Source organism: Caballeronia sp. NCF2, assembly GCF_023631205.1.
In the GTDB taxonomy this organism is placed as follows: domain Bacteria; phylum Pseudomonadota; class Gammaproteobacteria; order Burkholderiales; family Burkholderiaceae; genus Caballeronia; species Caballeronia zhejiangensis.
In genome coordinates this window covers 68,462-88,506 of record NZ_JALQDN010000087.1, presented here as the reverse complement: position 1 = coordinate 88,506, position 20,045 = coordinate 68,462, and the positions used below count along the sequence as shown (strand labels likewise).

Annotated in this window: 19 protein-coding genes; 4 read left to right on the top strand and 15 right to left on the bottom strand. The window is 60.8% G+C overall.

Annotated elements, in window-relative coordinates; translation table 11 throughout:
- Nucleotides 1-33 precede the first annotated feature (33 nt).
- The 5 genes from NCS02_RS32690 to NCS02_RS32670 form a co-directional block, all read right to left on the bottom strand.
- The gene (locus NCS02_RS32690) at nt 34-390 is read right to left on the bottom strand and encodes a nitrile hydratase accessory protein (RefSeq protein WP_250523591.1); all 357 of its coding nucleotides are present in this window, start codon (nt 388-390) and stop codon (nt 34-36) included.
- A gap of 2 nt (nt 391-392) precedes the next feature.
- Complete coding sequence (locus NCS02_RS32685) at nt 393-740, bottom strand: SH3-like domain-containing protein (protein ID WP_250523590.1); 348 nt, start codon at nt 738-740, stop codon at nt 393-395.
- Nucleotides 733-1,053: an SH3-like domain-containing protein gene (locus NCS02_RS32680; protein ID WP_250523589.1), complete on the bottom strand. Its 321-nt coding sequence runs from the start codon at nt 1,051-1,053 to the stop codon at nt 733-735. Before NCS02_RS32680 ends, NCS02_RS32685 begins: the two co-directional genes overlap by 8 nt.
- 11 nt (nt 1,054-1,064) lie before the next feature.
- Complete coding sequence (nthA, locus tag NCS02_RS32675) at nt 1,065-1,685, bottom strand: nitrile hydratase subunit alpha (protein ID WP_250523588.1); 621 nt, start codon at nt 1,683-1,685, stop codon at nt 1,065-1,067.
- 584 nt (nt 1,686-2,269) lie between these two features.
- Nucleotides 2,270-2,461: a hypothetical protein gene (locus tag NCS02_RS32670; protein ID WP_250523587.1), complete on the bottom strand. Its 192-nt coding sequence runs from the start codon at nt 2,459-2,461 to the stop codon at nt 2,270-2,272.
- 169 nt (nt 2,462-2,630) lie between these two features.
- Here NCS02_RS32670 and NCS02_RS36555 point away from each other — a divergent pair, with 169 nt between their 5' ends.
- Complete coding sequence (locus tag NCS02_RS36555; RefSeq protein WP_250523586.1) at nt 2,631-2,774, top strand: 2Fe-2S iron-sulfur cluster-binding protein; 144 nt, start codon at nt 2,631-2,633, stop codon at nt 2,772-2,774.
- 142 nt (nt 2,775-2,916) lie between these two features.
- A complete protein-coding gene (locus tag NCS02_RS32660) occupies nt 2,917-3,063 on the top strand; it encodes a hypothetical protein (RefSeq protein ID WP_250523585.1) in 147 nt (48 codons plus the stop codon).
- A 389-nt stretch (nt 3,064-3,452) separates the two neighbouring features.
- On the opposite strand, the gene NCS02_RS32655 is transcribed toward NCS02_RS32660, so the two are convergent.
- From NCS02_RS32655 to NCS02_RS32615, 9 genes are all read right to left on the bottom strand, one after another.
- Entirely contained in the window at nt 3,453-4,928 is a 1,476-nt protein-coding gene (locus NCS02_RS32655; RefSeq protein ID WP_250523584.1) for an aspartate ammonia-lyase, read from the bottom strand.
- Between the two features lie 37 nt (nt 4,929-4,965).
- A complete protein-coding gene (locus NCS02_RS32650; RefSeq protein ID WP_250523583.1) occupies nt 4,966-5,994 on the bottom strand; it encodes a dipeptidase in 1,029 nt (342 codons plus the stop codon).
- Nucleotides 5,995-6,062: 68 nt separating this feature from the next.
- The gene (locus NCS02_RS32645; protein WP_250523582.1) at nt 6,063-9,950 is read right to left on the bottom strand and encodes a hydantoinase B/oxoprolinase family protein; all 3,888 of its coding nucleotides are present in this window, start codon (nt 9,948-9,950) and stop codon (nt 6,063-6,065) included.
- A 78-nt stretch (nt 9,951-10,028) separates the two neighbouring features.
- Nucleotides 10,029-10,892, bottom strand: coding sequence for an ATP-binding cassette domain-containing protein (locus NCS02_RS32640; RefSeq protein WP_250523581.1), 864 nt, complete (start codon nt 10,890-10,892; stop codon nt 10,029-10,031).
- Entirely contained in the window at nt 10,885-11,904 is a 1,020-nt protein-coding gene (locus tag NCS02_RS32635) for an ABC transporter ATP-binding protein (protein WP_250523580.1), read from the bottom strand. Before NCS02_RS32635 ends, NCS02_RS32640 begins: the two co-directional genes overlap by 8 nt.
- 65 nt (nt 11,905-11,969) lie before the next feature.
- The gene (locus tag NCS02_RS32630; protein WP_250523579.1) at nt 11,970-12,860 is read right to left on the bottom strand and encodes an ABC transporter permease; all 891 of its coding nucleotides are present in this window, start codon (nt 12,858-12,860) and stop codon (nt 11,970-11,972) included.
- Nucleotides 12,857-13,912 (bottom strand): ABC transporter permease, encoded by a 1,056-nt coding sequence (locus tag NCS02_RS32625; RefSeq protein WP_250523578.1) that lies wholly within the window; start codon nt 13,910-13,912, stop codon nt 12,857-12,859. Before NCS02_RS32625 ends, NCS02_RS32630 begins: the two co-directional genes overlap by 4 nt.
- Nucleotides 13,893-15,239: an ABC transporter substrate-binding protein gene (locus tag NCS02_RS32620; RefSeq protein ID WP_250523577.1), complete on the bottom strand. Its 1,347-nt coding sequence runs from the start codon at nt 15,237-15,239 to the stop codon at nt 13,893-13,895. Before NCS02_RS32620 ends, NCS02_RS32625 begins: the two co-directional genes overlap by 20 nt.
- Before the next feature lie 278 nt (nt 15,240-15,517).
- Nucleotides 15,518-16,531, bottom strand: a complete 1,014-nt coding sequence (locus NCS02_RS32615) for a porin (protein ID WP_250523576.1) — start codon at nt 16,529-16,531, stop codon at nt 15,518-15,520.
- 256 nt (nt 16,532-16,787) lie between these two features.
- Here NCS02_RS32615 and NCS02_RS32610 point away from each other — a divergent pair, with 256 nt between their 5' ends.
- Both NCS02_RS32610 and NCS02_RS32605 read left to right on the top strand, forming a co-directional pair.
- Nucleotides 16,788-17,774, top strand: a complete 987-nt coding sequence (locus tag NCS02_RS32610; protein ID WP_250523575.1) for a LysR family transcriptional regulator — start codon at nt 16,788-16,790, stop codon at nt 17,772-17,774.
- Between the two features lie 22 nt (nt 17,775-17,796).
- Nucleotides 17,797-18,792: a LysR family transcriptional regulator gene (locus NCS02_RS32605; protein WP_250523574.1), complete on the top strand. Its 996-nt coding sequence runs from the start codon at nt 17,797-17,799 to the stop codon at nt 18,790-18,792.
- Between the two features lie 28 nt (nt 18,793-18,820).
- On the opposite strand, the gene NCS02_RS32600 is transcribed toward NCS02_RS32605, so the two are convergent.
- Nucleotides 18,821-19,990, bottom strand: a complete 1,170-nt coding sequence (locus NCS02_RS32600) for a porin (RefSeq protein ID WP_250523573.1) — start codon at nt 19,988-19,990, stop codon at nt 18,821-18,823.
- Between the last annotated feature and the right edge of the window lie 55 nt (nt 19,991-20,045).

Below are 20,045 nucleotides of genomic sequence, written 5' to 3'. Positions count from 1 at the left end.
TCTAGCTCCGCGCACTCTTCGACACTCTGCTGGTCAAGTTCTATTTACTGTATGGCCTAGAGACGGCGCGAATGCAGATAGGCGCTTAGCATAGATCTGCTCAGTGGAGGTTACTCCTTTTTTCACTAGCAACTCTTCCAGCGCATCCACCCACTGCTCATAGTAAGTTCGCGCCGTTCTTCTTTCAGCCTCTGCGCTCGTCGCGCGTTCGACATGCGCCGAAAAGCATTCGACCCACTCGGACCAAGTGAACCGCCCTTCTTGCGAAAGCGTGACCACGAGCGCAAAAGCTTTCGCTTCCCAGGGCTCTTTGAAGACCATATCTCCGTCGACGCAGAGAGGCATTGCGCGCTCGCGGAGAAGGACCACCTGCTCGTTAAGAAGTGCCATCGTTACTCGCAGCGTTCGAGATAGTCATCAAAGAGGTCAACACGAACCGTATCACCTGCGACGCCCTTGCCCCCCCACACTTCAGTCGCTTCGAAGTGCACGGTGTAGACGTGCTGTGGGGTCTCGCCGTTTCCATGGGCCATTGTGTCCGGATAGACAAATACCCCGTGGTCGATGGCGATGATGCCCTTCTTTAGTCGCACATAGCCAGGGAGCCGGGTGTGGCCACTAGGCTGATGGTTCTTCACCCTCACGCGGTCGCCCACTGAAAAGGAAGGAGCAACTTTTGCGTCGTTCCGATATACACCGCCCGCCGCTACTGCGGCTGCAATTTTGTCTGCTTTAAGCATTTGCTTGGTCCTCCCGCTTCAATGCCGCTACTCGCTGTTCTAGTTCGTCCGGCGTAATCACGCCCCGCTTGGCGAAGATTTGTTCATATGCGCCGAGCCAGTGTTCGTAGTATGAGGCCGAGAGGTAGTGAATCGGCGGCAAGCTCTCCATCCCATGACGAAATTCATCGACGCCGTAGCCAACAGCTGCAGCGGAGGTGAGAAACATTCCAAAGCACCGTCGCTCCCATTCCTGATGAAAAACCGGCTCGTTCTGCTCTGGGGTGACCGGGCCAAAACCTTCCATGCCACCGATGTCTGCGATGCTGTTCATGAAGACAGTCCTCAGTTAGCTTGGCCATTGGCCGGTTCGAGCGCTTTTGTGACACCAATCATTGAGTCCCGGGACACCAGTTTGGCAAGCTCATCCTCACGCATACCGTCGGTACCAGCTGGCCGCTGTGGAAGAACAAGATATCGAAGTTCCGCGGTCGTGTCCCACACTCGCACTTCGACATTTTCAGCGATCTCAGTGCCAAACTCCTTGAGAACACCTCGAGGGTCACTGATTGCTCTGGCCCTGTAGGCTGCCGACTTGTACCAAACCGGGGGGAGTCCAAGCGTCGGCCACGGATAGCACGAACACAATGTGCATACGATTACGTTATGGACGGTATCCGTGTTCTCGACGACCACCATGCTTTCGCCTTGCAGACCCGAGAAACCCAACTCCGCGATGGCTAAAGTCGCGTCGGCAAGCAAGCGCTTCTTATAATCGGCGTCTGTCCAAGCTTTCGCGATGACTCTCGCCCCATTACGCGGCCCAATTTTGTGCTCGAACATATCGACAAGAACATCTACTGCCTTAGGGTCAATGACGCCTTTCTCAGTAAGAATTTCTTCAATGGCTCTAATCCGCAGGGCGGCGTCAGAGCTCGGGCCAGGGATATTCGCGTTCGAGTCCATAGACGTCCTTCAGTCGAGTTGATTATCCGTTCTTCAATGGTACTAGGTGCGAGAAAGCGGGCTTGACCACCCGGGACATGCTAGTTGCCTGCGGCGGACAGTACGCGTTGGTCGTCGCAAAGCACCGCCGGGCTCCGTGGCGCCTCCACACCCTAACTTGCAGGAAGCTCGAGTTGCGTTTGACCGCCGGCAGCCCGATGCTTTAATTACCGCAGCCGATGAAAGATCGAGAGTCACGAGTGGTATGTTCGTAAGGCTCCGCGCGCCGAGGTGACGGCGAAGGACGAAGGTCGGCTTCTAGGGGAAGAACCCGCTCTCGCGCTGATACCGCCCGCTGACGATAGCATTAAAGTTCGTTGAAGATTGTGAGCGACTTGTCGCGCATGTCTTACGCAACGGCGATGGTCGTCTGGACTCGGGCGCCGTATTCGGCGTGCGTTCGTCAATGATCGCGTCATGTCATGCATGTACCCATTTCTTGCCAGAGCGCGGCGTTGCACCCGCGTCGATATTCGATTGTGGACAATCCAGCTTTCGGTGCCAGCATTATCCTGCCCGAGTACGCCGGCCGGCGCCTCCTGTGTTCAGGCGACTTCCGAGCCGGCACGCGCATCTATATCAGCGCGGTGCCCGACGCGGCTGTGATGTAAGTCACGGCAGAGCACGAACGGCGCATCCGCGATGATGCGGCGAGCGGCGTCGCGATCGCCGATCTGCGTCTGGAAGCATAGGATGTTCGCCGCGCCGCCACACAGTTGCGGCGCGCGGTTTTTCATCGCATCCGCCGCGGCGGACGGACCCGCGAACACCCGGACTGTTACGGTAGACTGTTACGGGCCTTTTTGCTTGACTCCGGCCGCAACATCGAGGCCGCCTGCCGCTACGACCGTTGAAGGGCTGCGCGAAAGCAACGACGCTCCGCTGCATCCGGTGCGGAACGCGTTCGTGCAATATCACGGCCTGCAATGCGGCTTGTGCACGCCGGGCATGATCATGGCGTCGACCTATTACCTGCGCGAGCAGCCGTCGCTCGACGAAGCAAACGTCTGCCACGCGCTCGAAGGCAACATCTGCCGTTGCACAGGCTAGGTGAACATCATCGAGGCGGTGCGTCACGCGGCGACGAGATGTAGCCGGCGTTTGGCGGCGCTACGACGGAAGGCGGCAAGCGACGATCGGCCAACCTCTCCCCCGTCTCGAAAACCGGCGCTTCGTGACCGAAGGGCCATTCATGCCGTCGAGCCTGCCGATCGCCGGGTTTTCCATCATCGAGGCCGCCGACATGGCCGAAACCATCAATGAGGTATCGGGCGTGCCGTGCGCGGCGCCCATTGCGTCGTGGAAATATGGCCTCTGGAGACAGCGTCCTGACAGGTAAACCGGTTGAAAAGGCCGAGAGCCAACCCGCCGGCCGCTCTTCGCGGAAAGCAGGTCGTTCGGCGGCCGCTTGACCTTCCAGGCGCAAGCCTTCTCCCCGCTCGATAGCCGCCGAAGCGGAATGCGAAGCCGTACTGTCGGGTATCGGCTTTGGACAACTACCTGGTCATCTTGCTACGCCGCTCCTTCAGGAAAAGCGCGTAGTGTCGATGTTGGAACATCTAAAGCCACCCCAACTAACCTCTATGTGTACCGCCGGCACAGAACGCCCAGCCCGCGCGCATCCGACTGTTGTTCGACGCGTTATGCGAATTACTAGCTAACTGCGAAGGATCGCCGAATTGACCTCATACGAGACAAGGGTGGCACTTCATATTTCATAGGGTCCGCTTATTCTCGACCTTCATCCCGGCTCAGATGTGCTATCTCGCGTCCCTTTGGCGATGCGAAGACCTCGTGGAAGCGGTGTGGTTCTGTCAGTAAGGCAGGGTCCAGGTATTGCTGTGCGTCCCGCTCCGTCATCAGGCCGCTCTCCACAACTACCTGCTCAATCGTGGCTTGGCGGCTCGCAGCCTCTCTAGCCACGGCACTTGCCGTTTTGTAGCCGTGCAGCGCGGCGACGACTGTTGACATCGCCAGAGATTCGCGTGCATTTTGTAGGCAGCGTTCAACATTGACCTTGATGCCAAGCACGCAACGATCGGCGAGCAAAAGGCTACTTTCGGCAAGGAGCGTTATGGATTCGCTGATACTCGCGATGATGACGGACTCCCAGACGTTGAGGTCTAGCTCCCCCTCGCACGCACGGGCCACGACGAGATCATTTCCGAGCACGCGGAAATAAACTTGCATAATCATTTCAGGGATCACCGGGTTCACCTTGCCAGGCATAATCGACGACCCTGGCTGCACCGCGGGCAACTCGATCTCCGCTAATCCTGCGCGCGGACCGGACGACATTAGCCGGAGGTCAGAACTGAGCTTGTTCAAAACTGATGCGATCGCTTTCAGTACCGAAGAGATCGACAACCACACGTCAGCATTTTGTAGGCCATCGAAAAAGTTAGGCTCTTTGCGGAACGGAATGCCCGTGATCGCTTCCAGACTCTCGTAGACCGCTGTTACGTAACCCCTCGATGTGCCAAACTGGGTCCCGACCGCCGTTGCCCCGAGCGGCAGTTCGAGACAGAGTCTCTGCACGCGACGCAACTCATCGATTTGCCGCTCGACCGCTGACCGGTATCCGCTGAATTGCTGACCAAGTGTAACGGGTAGCGCATCCTGCAAACAGGTGCGGCCAAGTTTGACGACACCTTCGAACTCAGCCTCCTTGTCGCTCAATACCCTTACTACATGCACCAATGAGGCCTCTAGTTCGCCTAAGTGCATGAAGGTAGCGATCTTCATCGCCGAAGGAATCACGTCGTTCGTCGACTGGCCAAGATTTACGTGATCGTTCGGGTGTACGATCGCTTGCTTGTCGGCCTTGCTGAGCCATGCGTTAGCTAGATGCGCTAGCACCTCGTTGACGTTCATATTCGCGGATGTTCCCCCACCGCCGTGGTAGACGTCGACTGGAAAAGTGCCCGCGTCGATCCGTTGTCTCGCCTGCCTAGTTGCCCATTGAACGCCGAGTGAGATTTCAGGAGCGAGGACGCCGATGCGTTCATTCGCGACAGCTGCAGCTTGCTTTACGTCAATGATGCTTGCCACCAGGTATGGAACGTCTGCAATGGTCTTTCCCGAGATCGAAAAGTTCTGCACCGCTCGAGCGGTCTGTATGCCGTAGCTTATGCCGCTTTCGAGTTCCATTGATCCGAGCGCATCCTGCTCGATCCGCGTCGTCCCAACGTTGCTTTGTGTCATGTCAAGTGTATGGTAAGGAAATAGTTGAGTCAGGCTTTTAGGTTAAAGCTTCGGACGCCCACACTTGTTGCGCGATACGGAGGTAGTTTTCGCCGTAGATGGCCCGTATCTCGGACTCACGGAAGTTTCGTCTGAGCAGCATCTCCGTGATTTCCTCGAGCTGGTGCGGCCCGAGATAGGCGAATTTCCCCGTATAGAACTCCGGCGGCCAGAAAGCTGGGGCGCGCGCCGGACCGCCAGGTGCCCACGTATAGTCGAGGCCGATCGCCGTGTGGGCCACTCCGACGCGCTCAACGGTCATGTCGATCGCACGCACGAAACTTTCCGAGGACGCGTCCGGATCGCCCAGGAAGCGGCCCACGCCGGTCACGCCGACGAGCCCGCCCTTTGCGGCCACGGCGGCCATCTGCGCATCGGTGATATTGCGCGGATGCTCTGTGTGGGCCTTGGGATTGGAATGCGAAAAGACCACAGGCAACGCCGAGCGTTCGATGATGTCGAAGCTCGTTTGCGCGCCCACATGCGACATGTCGATCAGAATGCCCAGCCGGTTGCATTCGTCCACAAGACTGCCGCCGAACGCTGTCAGGCCCGTATCGTCATCCTGGCAACCGCCGCCGGCCGCGTTGTTGAGGTTGTAGACGAAGTGCGCCTGACGCACGCCGAGACGGCGGTACACCGCCAGCATCTCGACCTGTCCGTTCAGGGAAACCGCGCCTTCCAGATCGAAGGCGATCGCCATCTTGCCTTCGCGTCGGGCCCGCAGCACGTCCTCGAAGGTGTCGACGAGTACGAAGCGTTCAGGCCTTGCCGCGAACCAATACCGATAAGCGGCCAGGACGCTGATCGTATGCTCCCAAGGATGTATGTCGAATCCGACGTTCACCGACAGGAAATCCACATGCGCGGTTTCCCAGCGGGAGAGCTGCGAGAGATCTTGGTCTGTCTTGCTGGTGAAGCCGCCGTGTGCGTCCCAGACGAAGGCGTCTTCAAGCAACGCCCTTGCCTGGGCTTTGAGAAGAGCCGACACCGTACTGTCGAGGCTCATGTTTTCGCTTTGATTCATGGCTGCTCGGTACTCCACAAGAAATCGAAAAGGGGCATGTACGCCGCGCATGCCGCTGCTTGCGCCACTCAGATAGTCGTGCGCTGTCCCAGTTCTCGAGCTTGATCATTTGGAGCACTGCGCTTGTAGCCGTAGTCGCGCATCGCTGCCGCCTCGCTCACCAGCCCGAGTGCGATGTCTTGTTCAATCGCGCCCGGTGCCCGTTCGCGGGGATCTCCATAACCGGAGCCGCCGCCCAGCACGACTTCGACGACCTCGTCCGCCTCCCTCACGAACAGCAAATTGCCGGTGCCGCATTCCCGCAACACCCGGCCATCCGCGCCGATCACGCGCCCGGAGCCCTGCTGGCCCGGCAGGCCGCCGAACAGACCCGGCTGAATCACCGTATCCGGAAAGAACGAGATCATGGTGTCGAGTCCATCGTCATAGAGCTTACGGAAACGGACGCGTTGCCCCAGGCCGCCGCGGAACTTGCCCGGGCCGCCCGAATCGGCGAGCAGGGTCTTCTCGACCACGAGCACTGGAACGCGCGACTCGAACAGTTCGGTGGAACTGTTGGCGGCAGAGGTCGGCCACAGTAGCGCCGACTTGCCGTCGGCCCCCGCCGATCCGCCCTGACCGCCACCGGAGAAGAACAGATCAGAGTACGTCTGGCCTTGCGCGTCGCGCCCGTAAAAGCGGGGATTCACTGAGGTTCCTGTGAACGCCTGCACGCGTTCGGGCATCGCCTGCGCCAGCGCACGGAACACCGCGGGGCCGAGATACCAGCCGGTGCGCGTGCGCTGCGATACCGCCGCCGGCCGCACGCAGTTAACGACCGAGCCTTCCGGCGCCTTCACCGTGAACGGGCGATAACAACCGGCGTTGCCTCGCACGTCCGGCGTCAGGATGCACTTCAGCGGATAGGTCGCCTGCGCGGCCGTGTAGTTCAGCGTTGAATTGAAGGCGCCTTGCGCCAGTTGCGGCGGCGCGCCGTCGAAGTCCAATTCGATCTCGTCGCCCGCCACAGTCAGCTTCAACGGCAGCAGCAATTCCCCGTTGGCCGGATTGGTCCGGCATTCGGCCCGGTAGACGCCGTCCGGGAGCGCGCGGATCGCATCGCGCATGGCTTTCTCGGAGCGGCGCTGCACGACCGCCGTGAGCGCCTGCAAGTCCGCCATGCCGTAGTCGCTCATGAACTCGAGCAGACGCGAAGCCCCCATGCCATTGGCCGAAACGAGCGCATGGACATCGCCGATGACCTGCTCGCTGTCGCGCACGTTCTGCGCCAGCAACCGGAACAGCGTGTCGTTCTTGCGGCCCGCTTCGAACAGTTTCATCGGCGGGATCTGCAGGCCTTCCTCGAAGATCTCGCGTGTCGTCAATTGATTACGCGTACCGCCAATATCAGCGACGTGCGCCACCGTCGCCACCAGCCCGACCAGCATCTTCTCGCGGAACACCGGCGTAACCACCGCGATGTCGAAGAGATGCCCTGCGCACAGCCACGGATCGTTCGTCACAAGCACGTCGCCGGGCTCGAGCGTATGCGGTGGGTAGTGCTCGAGAATCGCCTTGACGCTGCGCGGCAACGATAAGTTAAACACCGGCATCGCGCGCGGCGAATGCACGATCGGCTCGCCATTCGGATCGAGAAGTTCGCAGGCGAAGTCTTGCGCGTCTGAGATCACCAGCGAGAAAGCCGTGCGGCAGACCGTGGTCCACATTTCTTCCGCTACGGTGACGAGCCGCGCCCACATGATCTCCAGCGAAATCGGATCTGCTTCGATGATCCGCACTGCGTCTTCTAAAGGCATGTCCCGCGTGATCGCCTCGGTGCTTGAAATGGCTGAACCGATTGCGACGCGAATGTTGAGCGCGTCATCGATGCGCACCGTGTCGCCTGGCGCGACAACCGTCGTCGCCTCGCGTTCCTCGATGATCGCCGGGCCGTCGAAAGCATCGCCCGCTGCGAGTGCGTAGCGGTCGTACACGGGCGTGTCGACGGCCCCCTTGTCGAACCATGCCGCACGGGTGCCCTTCAGCTTGGCGCCATCGCCGCCGCCCGTCGCTCCGCTGAGCGACAGGTTCGGCACGTCGCTCGAGACCCGTACGCGGAAGTTCACTGCCTCGATGCGCGCGTTTTCGAACACGGCGGTATACCGCGCCGAATACACCTTCTCAAATTCGGCTCGGATCGCTGAAAGACTCGCGGGATCGATCTGTGTCGCGGGCAACGCTACGGAGATCTGATGCGTCTGGCCGACGACACGCATATCCGCGGTGCGTTCGACCGACATACGGTCGTCGGCGACCCCCGCTTCGTTCAGCGACTGCCGGCCATCTCTCTCCAGCGCGCACAGTACGTCGTTGACCGCTTGCGCATTGAAACCGGCGTTGAATTCAATTGGCAACGAGCGGACGAGATCGATCGACAATGGCGCCGCCAAAAAGCCCAGCGCCGATGCCGCGCCCGAAGCCGGTGGCACGATCACTTCGCGCACGCCGAGCGCACGGGCCACGTCGCAGGCATGCGCGGGACCCGCGCCGCCGAACCCGACCATCGAATAATGCCGCGGATCAAGCCCCTTCTCGACGAGATGCACGCGCGCCGCCGACGCCATACTCTCGACCACGACCTTGTGGATGCCCCACGCGGTTTCGTCGACCGAAAGCCCCAAATGCGCGGCCAGTTTGCCGATCGCGTCGCGCGCGTCCTGCGGCTTGAGCGCCATGCGTCCGCCGAGGAAAAACCCGGGATCGTAGTAGCCGAGCACCAGATTCGCGTCCGTCACGGTCGGCTGGGTGCCGCCCAGCCCGTAACAGGCCGGTCCCGGGTCCGAGGCGGCCGAATGCGGGCCGACCTTGAGCAGGCCGACATCGTCGATCCACGCGACGGAACCGCCGCCCGCGCCGATCTCGATCAGATCCACGGTCGGCGTCTTTATCGGCAGCCCGGAGCCCTTCGCCAAGCGATGCACGCGCCCCGCTTCCAGCATCGGCGCGATATCGACCCGACCATCGCGCACGATCGCCGCCTTTGCTGTGGTGCCGCCCATGTCGAACGCGATCACGTCAGGCTTGTCGGCGCGCGTGCCGAACAGCGCCGTGGCAAGCGCCCCGCCTGCCGGTCCGGATTCCAGCAGACGGATTGGGAACGCGCGGGCCGTCGCGAGCGACACGAGGCCGCCTGCAGAATGCATCAGATAGAGTGCGCCGCGAAAGCCCGCCGCGCTCAACGCGTTCTCAAGCTTGCGCAGATAGCGGTCCATCAATGGCTGCACGTACGCATTGGCGCAAGTCGTCACGCCGCGTTCGTACTCCGAGATCTCTGCCACCAATTCAGACGACAGCGATACCGACATGTCCGGAAACTCGCCGCGCGCGATTTCGCCGACGCGGCGCTCGTGCTGCGGATTGCGATAGGCGTTGATGAAGCACACCGCCAGTGCTTCCGCACCCGCATCGCGCAGCTCTCGAATCTGGGAGCGCACTTCGTCTTCATCGAGCGGTTGGACAACGCGGCCGTCGCGGTCCATGCGCTCCGCCACTTCGAGCCGGAGATTGCGCGGTGCCATCGGCTCGGGAAATTTCAAGAATAGGTCGTAGATATCGTAACGCTGCTCGCGTCCTATCTCTAGCAGGTCCCGAAACCCACCGGTCGTCAGCAGTCCCAGCGTCGCGCCCTTGCGCTCAATGACGGCGTTGGTCACGAGCGTGGTGCCGTGCACAATCTCGTACACGTCGGCGAGGCTGATATTCGCCTGCGCGACTAGTTCGGCCAGGCCCTTGAGTGCGGCTTCGGACGGATCGTGTGGCGTCGTCAGGCGCTTGTGCAGTCCGACCGCGCCGCCCTCGCCGTCATACAGGACGAAGTCCGTGAAGGTGCCGCCGATATCGAAGCCGATCCGCCAGCGACGTGTCAACGACTCGCCACTCTCGGTTTCGGATGCACTGCGATCGGTTTGCGTCGTCATGTTCTCTTCCAAGGTAAGTCGGACCATCGGTAAAAGTTAAGCTTGACCGCGTGACGTGGCCAAACGGTATAAATCAATTTAATGTTCTGCCACGTCTGCTCGCGCCTCATGACGCACTGCACGCAGCGTCGAACGGGTCGGGTCGGGCTCGGGCATCGCCGCGAGCAGCATCTTCGTGTAGTCCTTCTGCGGATCGTCGAAGACGCGTTCGGTAGGGCCTTGCTCGACGAGTTCGCCGCGATAGATCAACGCGACCCGGTCGCAGACGTAGCGAACGACGCCCAGATCGTGAGAAATGAACAAATAGGTCAACCCGAGACTGTCTTGCAGCGATTGCAGAAGATTCAGCACCTGCGCCTGCACGGAGACGTCCAGTGCAGAGGTCGGCTCGTCGAGGATCAGAAGTTCGGGTTTCACAGCCAGCGCCCGCGCGATGCCGATGCGCTGGCGTTGCCCACCTGAGAACTCATGTGGAAAGCGCGATGCATGGCGGGGACCGAGGCCGACCATCTCCAGCAGTTCCATGACGCGGTCGGTCTGGCGACGTCCGTCGAGGCCTAGTCTGGCGCGATGAATCTGCATCGGCTCGGCGACGATGTCGCGCACCGACATCCGCGGATTCAGCGAGGCATAAGGATCCTGAAAGACGATCTGGATGCGCGCGCGCATGTCACGCATCTGCGCCGCGGTCAGCGAGGCGAGATCGGTGCCGTCGAATTCAATGCGCCCGCTGGTGATCGGCTCGAGTCCGAGGATGCAGCGGGTAAGCGTCGTCTTGCCGGAACCCGACTCGCCAACGACGCCAACGCTTTCTCCCCGGGCGATGTTCAGGGCGATTTCCTTGAGCGCGGTAAAGCCCGCTTGACGCCCGAAAGGGCTCGAGCCGGAAACGGGATAGATCTTGGTCAGCTTGTCGACGATCAACATGTCCGGTTCACTCATGGTTCGTTCGGGCCAGTACGCACGCGATACGATGTCCGGGCGCGATCTCGGCCATGCGCGGAAACCCTGCGATGCAGTCAGGCCGCGTATGAGGGCAGCGCGGCGCCAGCCGACACCCGGGCGGCGGCTGGAACAGGTCCGGCACCGAGCCCGCGAGCGCCTGCAATTCGCCGCGCCGCATGTGCGCGCGCGGCACGGCGGCGAGTAACGCCTTCGTGTAGGGATGACTGGGACGCGCGAAGACCGCTTCCGCCGGGCCCGCCTCGACGATGTTGCCCGCGTACATTACGGCGACATGACTGCATAGTTGCGCGACGACTCCGAGGTTGTGCGTGATGAATAGTGCGGCGAGGTTGTGTTCGTTGACGAGATCGAAGATCAGCTTGAGGATCTGCGCTTGCACCGACACATCGAGCGCTGTGGTCGGCTCGTCTGCAATCAGCAGTTCGGGCTTGCCGATGAGCGCCATCGCGATAAGCACGCGCTGGCGCATGCCGCCCGAAAACTGGTGCGGATAAGCGTCGACGCGCGCCTCGGCATCGACGATACCCACCATGCCGAGCATGCGGATGGCGAGCGAGCGCGCCGCCGCGCGGCGCGCATGCCGCGGCGCGCTCGCCGGCAGGTTCAGCAAGGTCTCGTCGGTGGTCGCCACATGCAGCGCCACGTCGATCATCTGTTCTCCGACCGTGAATACCGGGTTCAGGTTGGTCGTCGGGTCCTGAAAAATCATGCCGATGTGACGGCCGCGCAACGCGCGCATCCGGCGCTCGGAAGCCTGCAGCACGTCTTCCCCGGCGATGCGGATGCTTCCCCGCACATATTCGCCAGGTGGCGACTCGATCAGCCGCGACACGGAAAGCCCGGTCAGAGACTTGCCGCATCCCGATTCGCCCACGAGCCCCCAGATCTCGCCTCGCTCCACGCTCAACTCGATACCGTTGAGCACCTTCGCGCTACCGTCGAAGGTATGCATGTTCAGATGCAGATCGCTGATCTCTAGAAAAGCCACATTCCCATCCTTCCAAAAATTTTTGGTCTAGCTTCCGACGCTTGAATGCCCATCCAACGTCTTTGTCAGCGCCGCGACTTCGGATCGAGCATGTCGCGCAGACCGTCGCCCAGCAAATTGAAGGCGAACACGGTAACGAAGATGAAGATCCCGGGAAACAGCGCCGTCCACCAAAAGTCCGGAATATTGCCGCGCGCGAGCGACAGCAACGAACCCCATTCCGGCGTTGGCGGCCGCACGCCGATGCCTAGGAAGCCGAGCGACGCCACGGACAGAACGGCGAAGCCCATGTCGAGCGAAACCTTAATCAGGATTGGCGACATGATGTTCGGCAGGATGTGTTTCCAGAGAATGCGTCCCGAGCTAGCGCCGAGTGCGCGCGCGGCCTGCACAAAGACCTCTTCCTTTTTCGCCAGCACTTCGCCGCGCACGAGTCGCGCGTAGCCGGGCCACCACGACAACGCGATGGCGAGGACTGTGTTGAAGATTCCCGCGCCGAGCGCAGCGGCGATCGCCATCGCGAGAATCAGCCCGGGCAGCGTCAGCACCAAGTCGACAAATCGCATGCTCACTTCGTCGACCCAGCCGCCCACATAGCCCGCCACCGCGCCGATAAAGATCCCCAGCAGCGCGCCGAGCGCGACCACCGCAGCACCCGCGAAAAGCGACACGCGCGAACCGGCGACGACGAGCGATAACATGTCCTGGCCGAACTCGTTAGTGCCAAAGACATGCTGAGCGGACGGCGGCTGGAAACGCAGAGCGGTATGCACGGCGCCCGCGACGTCTTCGGGATAAGGCACCAGGGATGGCCCAAGAAGCGCCATCGAAAACAGCAGCAGGATCGCGCCGAGCGCCAAGAGCGAAATCCAGCTTTGCGAGAACCGGTAGAACGCGCGCCTGAACTTGCCGGGCGGGCGCGGCTTGTTTTCCATTGCGAGGGGTTGGGTACTCATTTGTAGCGCACCTTCGGGTTGAGTGCCCCGTAGAGCAGATCGACAATCAGATTGGAGAAGACGAACAGCACGCCGATCATCAAGGTCACGCCGATCACTGGCGTAAAGTCCTGCGAGACGATGGCGTTGGTTGCATAGAGCCCGATGCCCGGCCAGTCGAACACCGTCTCAACGAGCACCGTTCCGCCGAGCAGCCAGCCGATATAGAGGCCGATCACGGTCAGCGTGGACGACAGGGCATTCTTGGCGACGTACTTGCACACCACCAGCCGCGGCGACAAGCCAAGAGCACGAGCAGTGAGCACGTAATCCTGATGCAGGACCTCGATCGTGCTCGCTCGCATCATTCGTGTAATCGATGCCAGCGGCGAAAAGCACGTCGCAAGCGCCGGCAGGATCAGATGCGCGAGCGATGCGCCGAGCGCGGTCGAGTCGCCGGCGATGAAGCTGTCGATGGTAAGAAAGCCTGTGACATGCGGAGGCGGCTGCAACGCCAGCGGATAGCGGCCGCTTAACGGCACCCAGCCCAGCGCGATGGCGAACGCGAGCTGCAGCAGCAGGCCCAGGAAGAAGCGCGGCATCGAGATCGCGCCGAGCGAGAACGAGCGCGTCAGATAATCCGGCCAGCGTCCGCGATGAACCGCCGCGAGGACGCCCGCCGGAACGCCGATGATGACGGCGAGGAACATCGCTGTTGCGACCAGTTCGAGCGTCGCGGGCAGGAAAACCATTAGGTCGCGGATAACCGGGCGGTGCGTGAAGACGGACACGCCCCAGTCGCCATGCAGCAGTCCGGTGAGGTAACGCCAGTACTGCACGGGCACGGGCCGATCAAATCCTAACTCGTGCGCGAGACGCCTGATATCCGCGGCGGTGGCATTGGGTCCTGCCGCCAGCGCGAGCGGATCGCCGGGCAGCAGCCGGCCGATCACGAACACAAGCAGCGATAAACCCAGCAGCACGGGACCGATCAGGATGATGCGGCGTATCGAAAATTTCAACATAAGAGTGACTCCGGAAGCACGTCGGCGATCAAACGATGTACGAACCATTCACCGACAACGCCGCGAATTCGAGCGCTCCGGGTCGAATCGGCGAGAAGCGGAACCCTTCGACATCGCGGCGCAACGCGATCTTGCGAATGTCCGATGAGATGAAGAGATCCGGCGTATCCGCGATGACCTGCCGCTGGAAACGCGCGTAGATCGCGATGCGCCGCGCGGGATCGAGCTCGCTTCGTCCCTGTTCGATCAACGCGTCAACCACGGGATTCGAGTATGTCGGGTTCACCCAGTTGCCGTTGCGGGACGAGTGATAGTGGTTGAACGAGGTATCTGCCGGATCGGCGTAATTGACGGATGTGAAACTGGAGAAAAAGTCAGGACATGACTCCGGCGTGCGCGACGAGGCCACCAGGTCAGGCCACGTAACCGCGCGAATGTCCACGTCGATCCCGAGTTGCTTCAGGCTGTCGAATAGTACGAGGCACCAGCGCCGCTGCTGCTCATAACCACTGATGTACGACACCCTCAGCTTCAGCGGCCCGCTTGCATGGCGTGAGCGTGCCAAATGTTGCCTGGCCAGTGCGAGATTGGGCCGTAGCAACGGCAGGCTCGGATCGAACCCGAACAGTCCCTCGGGAATCGGCCCTCTTGCCGGACGCGCAAAGACCGCCACCTCGATCATCGCCTGATAGTTCACCGCGTGCCAGATCGCCTTGCGCAATTCCGGATCCGCCAGCGGACCATGCTTCGTGTTCATGCGAAACATAAACATGCGGAATTCCGGCCGGATCACCAGGTTGACGCGCTTGCGTCCCTGCAGCGAAGTCGCATCGTCGTTCGACAGGGTCACGGCGACATGCGCGTCGCCGCGTTGAAGCATGAGACGCTGATTGGCACTCTCGCGCACGATCTTGTAGATAACGCCGGAATTATTGCCCGCGGCTCGCTGCCAGCCGCCGCGAATGCGCTGCAGTTCATACAGGTTGCCGGGCTCGGCCCGTTTGAGCCGGTACGGCCCCGAGCCCGCGACGGCGCCACGAAGATACGTCTGGCCATCGTCGCTGCCGAGCGCGGCTTCCACCTGCCTGGGATTGACAATCCAGATCCACGGAAGCACTTGCAGGAACGGGCCGAACGGTCGCTCCAGGTTGAAGCGGACCGTGTGTGCGTCCAGCGCCTCGATGTCCTGAGCGCCGAGAATGCCGGTGATCATGTACGCATTGCCCTTCTTGAGCCTCAGCGACCGGCGGAACGAATAGACAACGTCGTCGGCCGTGACCGCCTCGCCGTTATGGAACCGCGCCGCCGGGTTCAGCTTGAACACGTACTCCCTGCCGTCGGGCGAGACGGTCCAGCTCTGGGCGAGTTGCGGCACGGTGCGCGGCGGATCGTCCTGCGTGGAAACGAGTGCGTCGTAGACGTTCTTCAACAGGGCTGTGGTCGGCTCGTCCGAATTCGTATGCGGATCGAAGTTATTGATGTCGTTTGAATTGACGACGATGAGCACGCGCGCGCCCTCGGCGGCCGGCTGCGGATGACCGAATACGGTCATCCGTCCGATCGCGGCGAGTCCCGCCGTCGACGCAACGACACCGATGAGTTTCCGTCTGGAAATACTTGTCATGTCCTATCCACTGCAAAAGGCCTGGCTGATCAGAAATAATGCTGAACGCCCGCATTGAACGTGCGCCAGGTGGCGCCGGGACGCGTGACCATATAGCTTGCATTCTCGTCGTTCGCGAGTTGCGCCCAGCTTGCGTAGAGCGTCGTTCGCTTGGAGAGCGCGTAGGTATAGCCAACGCCGAACATGTTGGCATTCGCTTCTTCTTTTGAGTGGTCGGATTTGCGCACCCACGACGCCATAAACCGCGCCGCGGGACCGATCGGCACACGCACGCCGATCGACATGTCGCGCGTGCTGAGCGCACCGGTACCGCGGTTGAAGGCGTACGCGCCATACATGCGAAACAGGCTGAAGTCCCAGTTGCCGCCGAAGGTGGTCGCGCGTTGTGTGTCATTGCCCGCTGCGTTGTAGGCACTATGGTTCACGACCAGAAGTTCGAGCCGTCCTTTCTTATAGGCGAGGCTTTCGGCAGTCATGCTATTTGCCTTGATGTTGCCCGCCACGCCACCGAGCGAATGCTGGATCTGGAAGGTGAGGCCGTTCCACTCCTTGCTGTACTCGATCGTATTCGACGTGCGATTGCCGAAGAAATTGAATAGTCTGAACATGGCGGGCGCGAGCGCATTACCAGTCGCGTCGACATACTCGAAGGCGTATTGATACAGCAAGGTCCGAATACGGCCGAGCTTCAACGTGCCGTAATCGCTGCTCACGCCAACCCAGCTCTGCCGGTTAAAGATTGCGTTATTGGTGTTGTCCAGCGCGCCCGTGTTCGGGAAGTATCCTTGCTCGAGCTGGAACAGCAAGGTGTAGCCATTCCCGAGATCCTCCTTGCCGAGAAAGCCGAGACGGTTCGTAACCAGCGTGCCCTGGTTCTCTGCCCAGACCGTGCCGGACCCGTTGTTCGTCCGCTCAAGCCCCACGTCTATGCTGCCATAAAGTGTCACGCTACTCTGTGCGAACACCGGTGCGTGCATCAACCCCGCGAGTGCCGCTGCAATGCCTAATCGCTTATGCATGTATTCGCCTTTTTTATCGCCCACGCCAAATCGGTCTGCCTGCTTGAGTCGTTAGATCGCCGGCCCGAGCCTTAAGCGGCAAGCTGATGTTGTCGGGCTAGACTCCTGAAGACGACGCAAGCTTAGTCAGCCAGAATTTACGATTAAAGCGATAGCGGAACATTATTTGCCAAACTTATAGTCTGTCGACCGACCCGGTATCATAGATAGGGGAAAACGCGGTGAAACACGCGTTATCAATTGCGAATCCTGCCGATTCCGGTATCTTGCGGAGAACCAGATGCAACTGCAGAAGCCCGTCGACTCACAGAACCTGCTGGTTTTCGTTGCCGTCGCCGAAGAGAGAAACATGTCCAACGCGGCAAGGAAACTGGGGCTCACACAGCCAGCGGTTTCGCTGAGCGTGCGTCAGATGGAAGAACAATTAGGTGTGGTGCTGTTCAACCGCGAACGCCGGCCACTGGATCTCACGCCTGCCGGCATCGCACTTCTGAACCGCGCGGTGAGCCTGTTGAATGAGATGAGCCGATTACCGGCGCTGGTAATAGAGGCGAGTCGCGGCATAAAACCAGATCTGCGGATGGGATTGGTGGATTCGTTCGCATCGACGCTCGGACCGGAGTTCATCAAGCGCATGCTGCCTCACTCGTCGACACTATCCGTGCGGACGGGACTCTCGCCTTATCATGGCGAAGCGCTCGTGGGCCGCGAACTGGACCTCGTGATCTCGTCGGAGCCGCTCGTCGACTTCGACAACATTTCGCGCAAGCGTCTGTTCTCCGAGAAGCTTATTGTCATCACACCGCGAACGTCTTCGCAGGCGGTGCGCAGCATTGCTGAACTGAAAACGCTTGCGAACGCATTGCCCCTCGTGCGCTACAACCGTTCCTCGCACTTTGGCGCGCAGATCGAGCGGTTCCTGCGCAGAATCAATGCAAGGGTGCCGGTCAAGCTGGAAACCGATCGGGCTGATACGGTGACGGCCATGGTGGCGAGCGGTATTGGCTGGGCCGTGACGACGCCGCTCTGCTTGCTGCAAGGCTCGGAATACGCGCGGCGCGTCAGGGTGCATGTGCTTGGCGACTCTCACAGCGACCGGTCACTGTATTTGCTCGGCCGCCTTAACGAATACGATCAATTGATGAATCACAGCTTCCACGTCGCCCGGGATCTGATGCTGGACAGCCTGCCCAAACGCCTGGGCGCTATCGACGCGTTGCTCTCGGGCGTGATTGACATAGCGCCCGAGTCGGACAATGGCGCTTGAGACACTGCAGGGACCCGCACCCATGAACGACATTGCCAAAAATCGCTACCCCGACTGGGAGCCGCTGCTGACCTGGATAGCCCTGACTCAGGCGGGGTCCGTCAGCAAGGCCTCGCGGAGGCTAGGCATCTCTCAGGCAGCGGTCTCACAACGCGTCAAGGCGCTTGAGACATTATTTGCCACTACACTGCTAGACCGGGCAAGCCGCCCTGCGCGGCAGACGGCGGCCGGCAAGCGTTTGTCCGACCATGCGTCTTCGCTAATTAAGCACGCAGACGAAATGATGAACGGCGTGCGCCGCATCTCGCGCTCGAAAATGAACGTGGTGCGTCTGGGATGCACGGACTCGTTCGCGGCGGCTGGCGGCTCGATCATCATCCGCGCGCTGTCATCGTCGGCGCGCGAGATTCACTTGTGGTCAGGCTCAACCGGGCGGCTGGAGGAGTCCGTCGTGCAGCGTGAACTTGACCTCGCGATTACGCCCATGGACGGCGAATTGCTTGAGGGCATGAAGAAGGTGCGGCTCTTTACCGAGCCGTTTGTCGCCGTGTTGCCAGCATCGTTCGACGCAGAAACCTTTGGAACGCTAGGCGACCTTGCTTGCGCACTTCCTCTGATACGGTACACCTCGCGAAGCCGCAACGGCAAACAGATCGACGAGTATTTTGCCCGCACTGGGGACAAGATCGGGCGAACCTGCCAGTTCGACACGACCGAACCGCTGCTCAATCTCGTTGCGAACGGCCTTGGTTTCGCGCTGACGACTCCGCTTTGCATCTGGCAGGCGCGCCATCATATTCCGCAGCTTAAGATCGTCGATCTGCGACGGTTCTCGCGCCGAGGGAAGGTGTATCCCAAGCTTGAACGGACTTTTTTTCTGTCGTATCGCGACGAGGAATTTGGCGGCCTTGCCGACGAACTGCGCAGTCTCATTGCGAACAGCTTCGAGCGGCAGGTCAACACCGACATCATGTCCGCGTTGTCATTGCAGGAGGATGCCGTGACCGTCGTAAAGTGAACGCCTTCGCGAGGTCACCGTAACACACTCAGAACCGGTGCCGTATGCCCGCGTAGGAAACAAACTGCGAACCGCTCGCGGACTGAAAACCAGTGTCGCCCACCGACGCAGTCGCCGGAACTGCCGCCTTGCCGCTCAAGGTCGTTCCCGAGGCGCGCTGATAGCCGATTAGCGTGTACAAGGCTGTTCTCGTGGAAAGCAGATACTCGGCACCGCCGCTCAACTGATTGTAGTGCGCCGCCTGCGCGCCACGCGAATTCGTGTAGCTATAGCTCAACCCTGCGATGACGGCGGGCGTGAACTTGTAGTTGACGAAGGCCGACGCGGAATTGAACGACTCTGCTTGGTTGAACGCGGTGGCGGACGTGAAAGCCGGCTTGTATTGCGTATTGCTATAGCCGGCTCCGACGGTGAACCCCGACACGTCGTAGGTCGTCGCCACACGCGCAATCTGCAAAGCGCTCGCTGCCGCCGAATAGCCGCTGCTTGCCAGCGAGATGCTGATGATGTCGGCGCTGTTTCCCGCTGCGTTGGCCGGATCGTATCGCGCATAAAAATACCCGCCGGCAAACGCAAATCCCGCATATCGCCAGGTAGCTGCAACCGCCATCGTATGGCCCGCGGTGACGTTGCCCGCAACACCACCAAGTCCGTACAGTGCCTCGATCTGCACGTTGCTGAACACGGGGCTCACGTATTTGATGGCATTGCTCACGCGCAAACTATTGTCGTAATTGTCAAGATCGCCCGGCGTGACGTTGACCGTGCCCCACGTACCGTCCGCCGTCAGTGGCTGAATCAGGTCTTTGAGCGGATCGTACTGACGTCCCAAGGTGAGCGTACCCCAGCGCGCGTCGCTCAGACCGACGTACGATTGCCGTCCGAAGAGCCGCCCCCCCTGTCCCAGCGCACCGGTGCTGGCCTTGAAACCGTTCTCCAGCGCGAAAACGGCGGCTAGTCCACCGCCCAGATCTTCGCGTCCGCGCAAGCCCCACCGATTGCCGGACAGCGCCCCGTTCGTAGCGGCGACAGCATTCTCATTTCTAGTCTTGTCGGCTGCACCAGCCACGTTGTGGACGTATGCGATGCCGGTATCGATGATTCCATAAAGCGTCACCGATCCTTGCGCAAGTGCGTTCGACGCCGCCGCGCCCGATGCCAGAAGAATCCCAAGTGTGACTACGTGTTTTCTTTCCATGCCTATCTCCTCTCAATAATCTCGATGATTCGGCCTTCGTTACTGCGCGCTGATC

Excerpts from the sequence above, each read along its gene's own strand:
- NCS02_RS32690 (WP_250523591.1), bottom strand. The coding sequence starts at position 390 with ATGGCACTTCTTAACGAGCAGGTGGTCCTTCTCCGCGAGCGCGCAATG.
- NCS02_RS32685 (WP_250523590.1), bottom strand. The coding sequence starts at position 740 with ATGCTTAAAGCAGACAAAATTGCAGCCGCAGTAGCGGCGGGCGGTGTA.
- NCS02_RS32680 (WP_250523589.1), bottom strand. The coding sequence starts at position 1,053 with ATGAACAGCATCGCAGACATCGGTGGCATGGAAGGTTTTGGCCCGGTC.
- nthA (WP_250523588.1), bottom strand. The coding sequence starts at position 1,685 with ATGGACTCGAACGCGAATATCCCTGGCCCGAGCTCTGACGCCGCCCTG.
- NCS02_RS32670 (WP_250523587.1), bottom strand. The coding sequence starts at position 2,461 with ATGAAAAACCGCGCGCCGCAACTGTGTGGCGGCGCGGCGAACATCCTA.
- NCS02_RS32660 (WP_250523585.1), top strand. The coding sequence starts at position 2,917 with ATGCCGTCGAGCCTGCCGATCGCCGGGTTTTCCATCATCGAGGCCGCC.
- NCS02_RS32655 (WP_250523584.1), bottom strand. The coding sequence starts at position 4,928 with ATGACACAAAGCAACGTTGGGACGACGCGGATCGAGCAGGATGCGCTC.
- NCS02_RS32650 (WP_250523583.1), bottom strand. The coding sequence starts at position 5,994 with ATGAATCAAAGCGAAAACATGAGCCTCGACAGTACGGTGTCGGCTCTT.
- NCS02_RS32645 (WP_250523582.1), bottom strand. The coding sequence starts at position 9,950 with ATGACGACGCAAACCGATCGCAGTGCATCCGAAACCGAGAGTGGCGAG.
- NCS02_RS32640 (WP_250523581.1), bottom strand. The coding sequence starts at position 10,892 with ATGAGTGAACCGGACATGTTGATCGTCGACAAGCTGACCAAGATCTAT.
- NCS02_RS32630 (WP_250523579.1), bottom strand. The coding sequence starts at position 12,860 with ATGAGTACCCAACCCCTCGCAATGGAAAACAAGCCGCGCCCGCCCGGC.
- NCS02_RS32625 (WP_250523578.1), bottom strand. The coding sequence starts at position 13,912 with ATGGTTCGTACATCGTTTGATCGCCGACGTGCTTCCGGAGTCACTCTT.
- NCS02_RS32610 (WP_250523575.1), top strand. The coding sequence starts at position 16,788 with ATGCAACTGCAGAAGCCCGTCGACTCACAGAACCTGCTGGTTTTCGTT.
- NCS02_RS32605 (WP_250523574.1), top strand. The coding sequence starts at position 17,797 with ATGAACGACATTGCCAAAAATCGCTACCCCGACTGGGAGCCGCTGCTG.
- NCS02_RS32600 (WP_250523573.1), bottom strand. The coding sequence starts at position 19,990 with ATGGAAAGAAAACACGTAGTCACACTTGGGATTCTTCTGGCATCGGGC.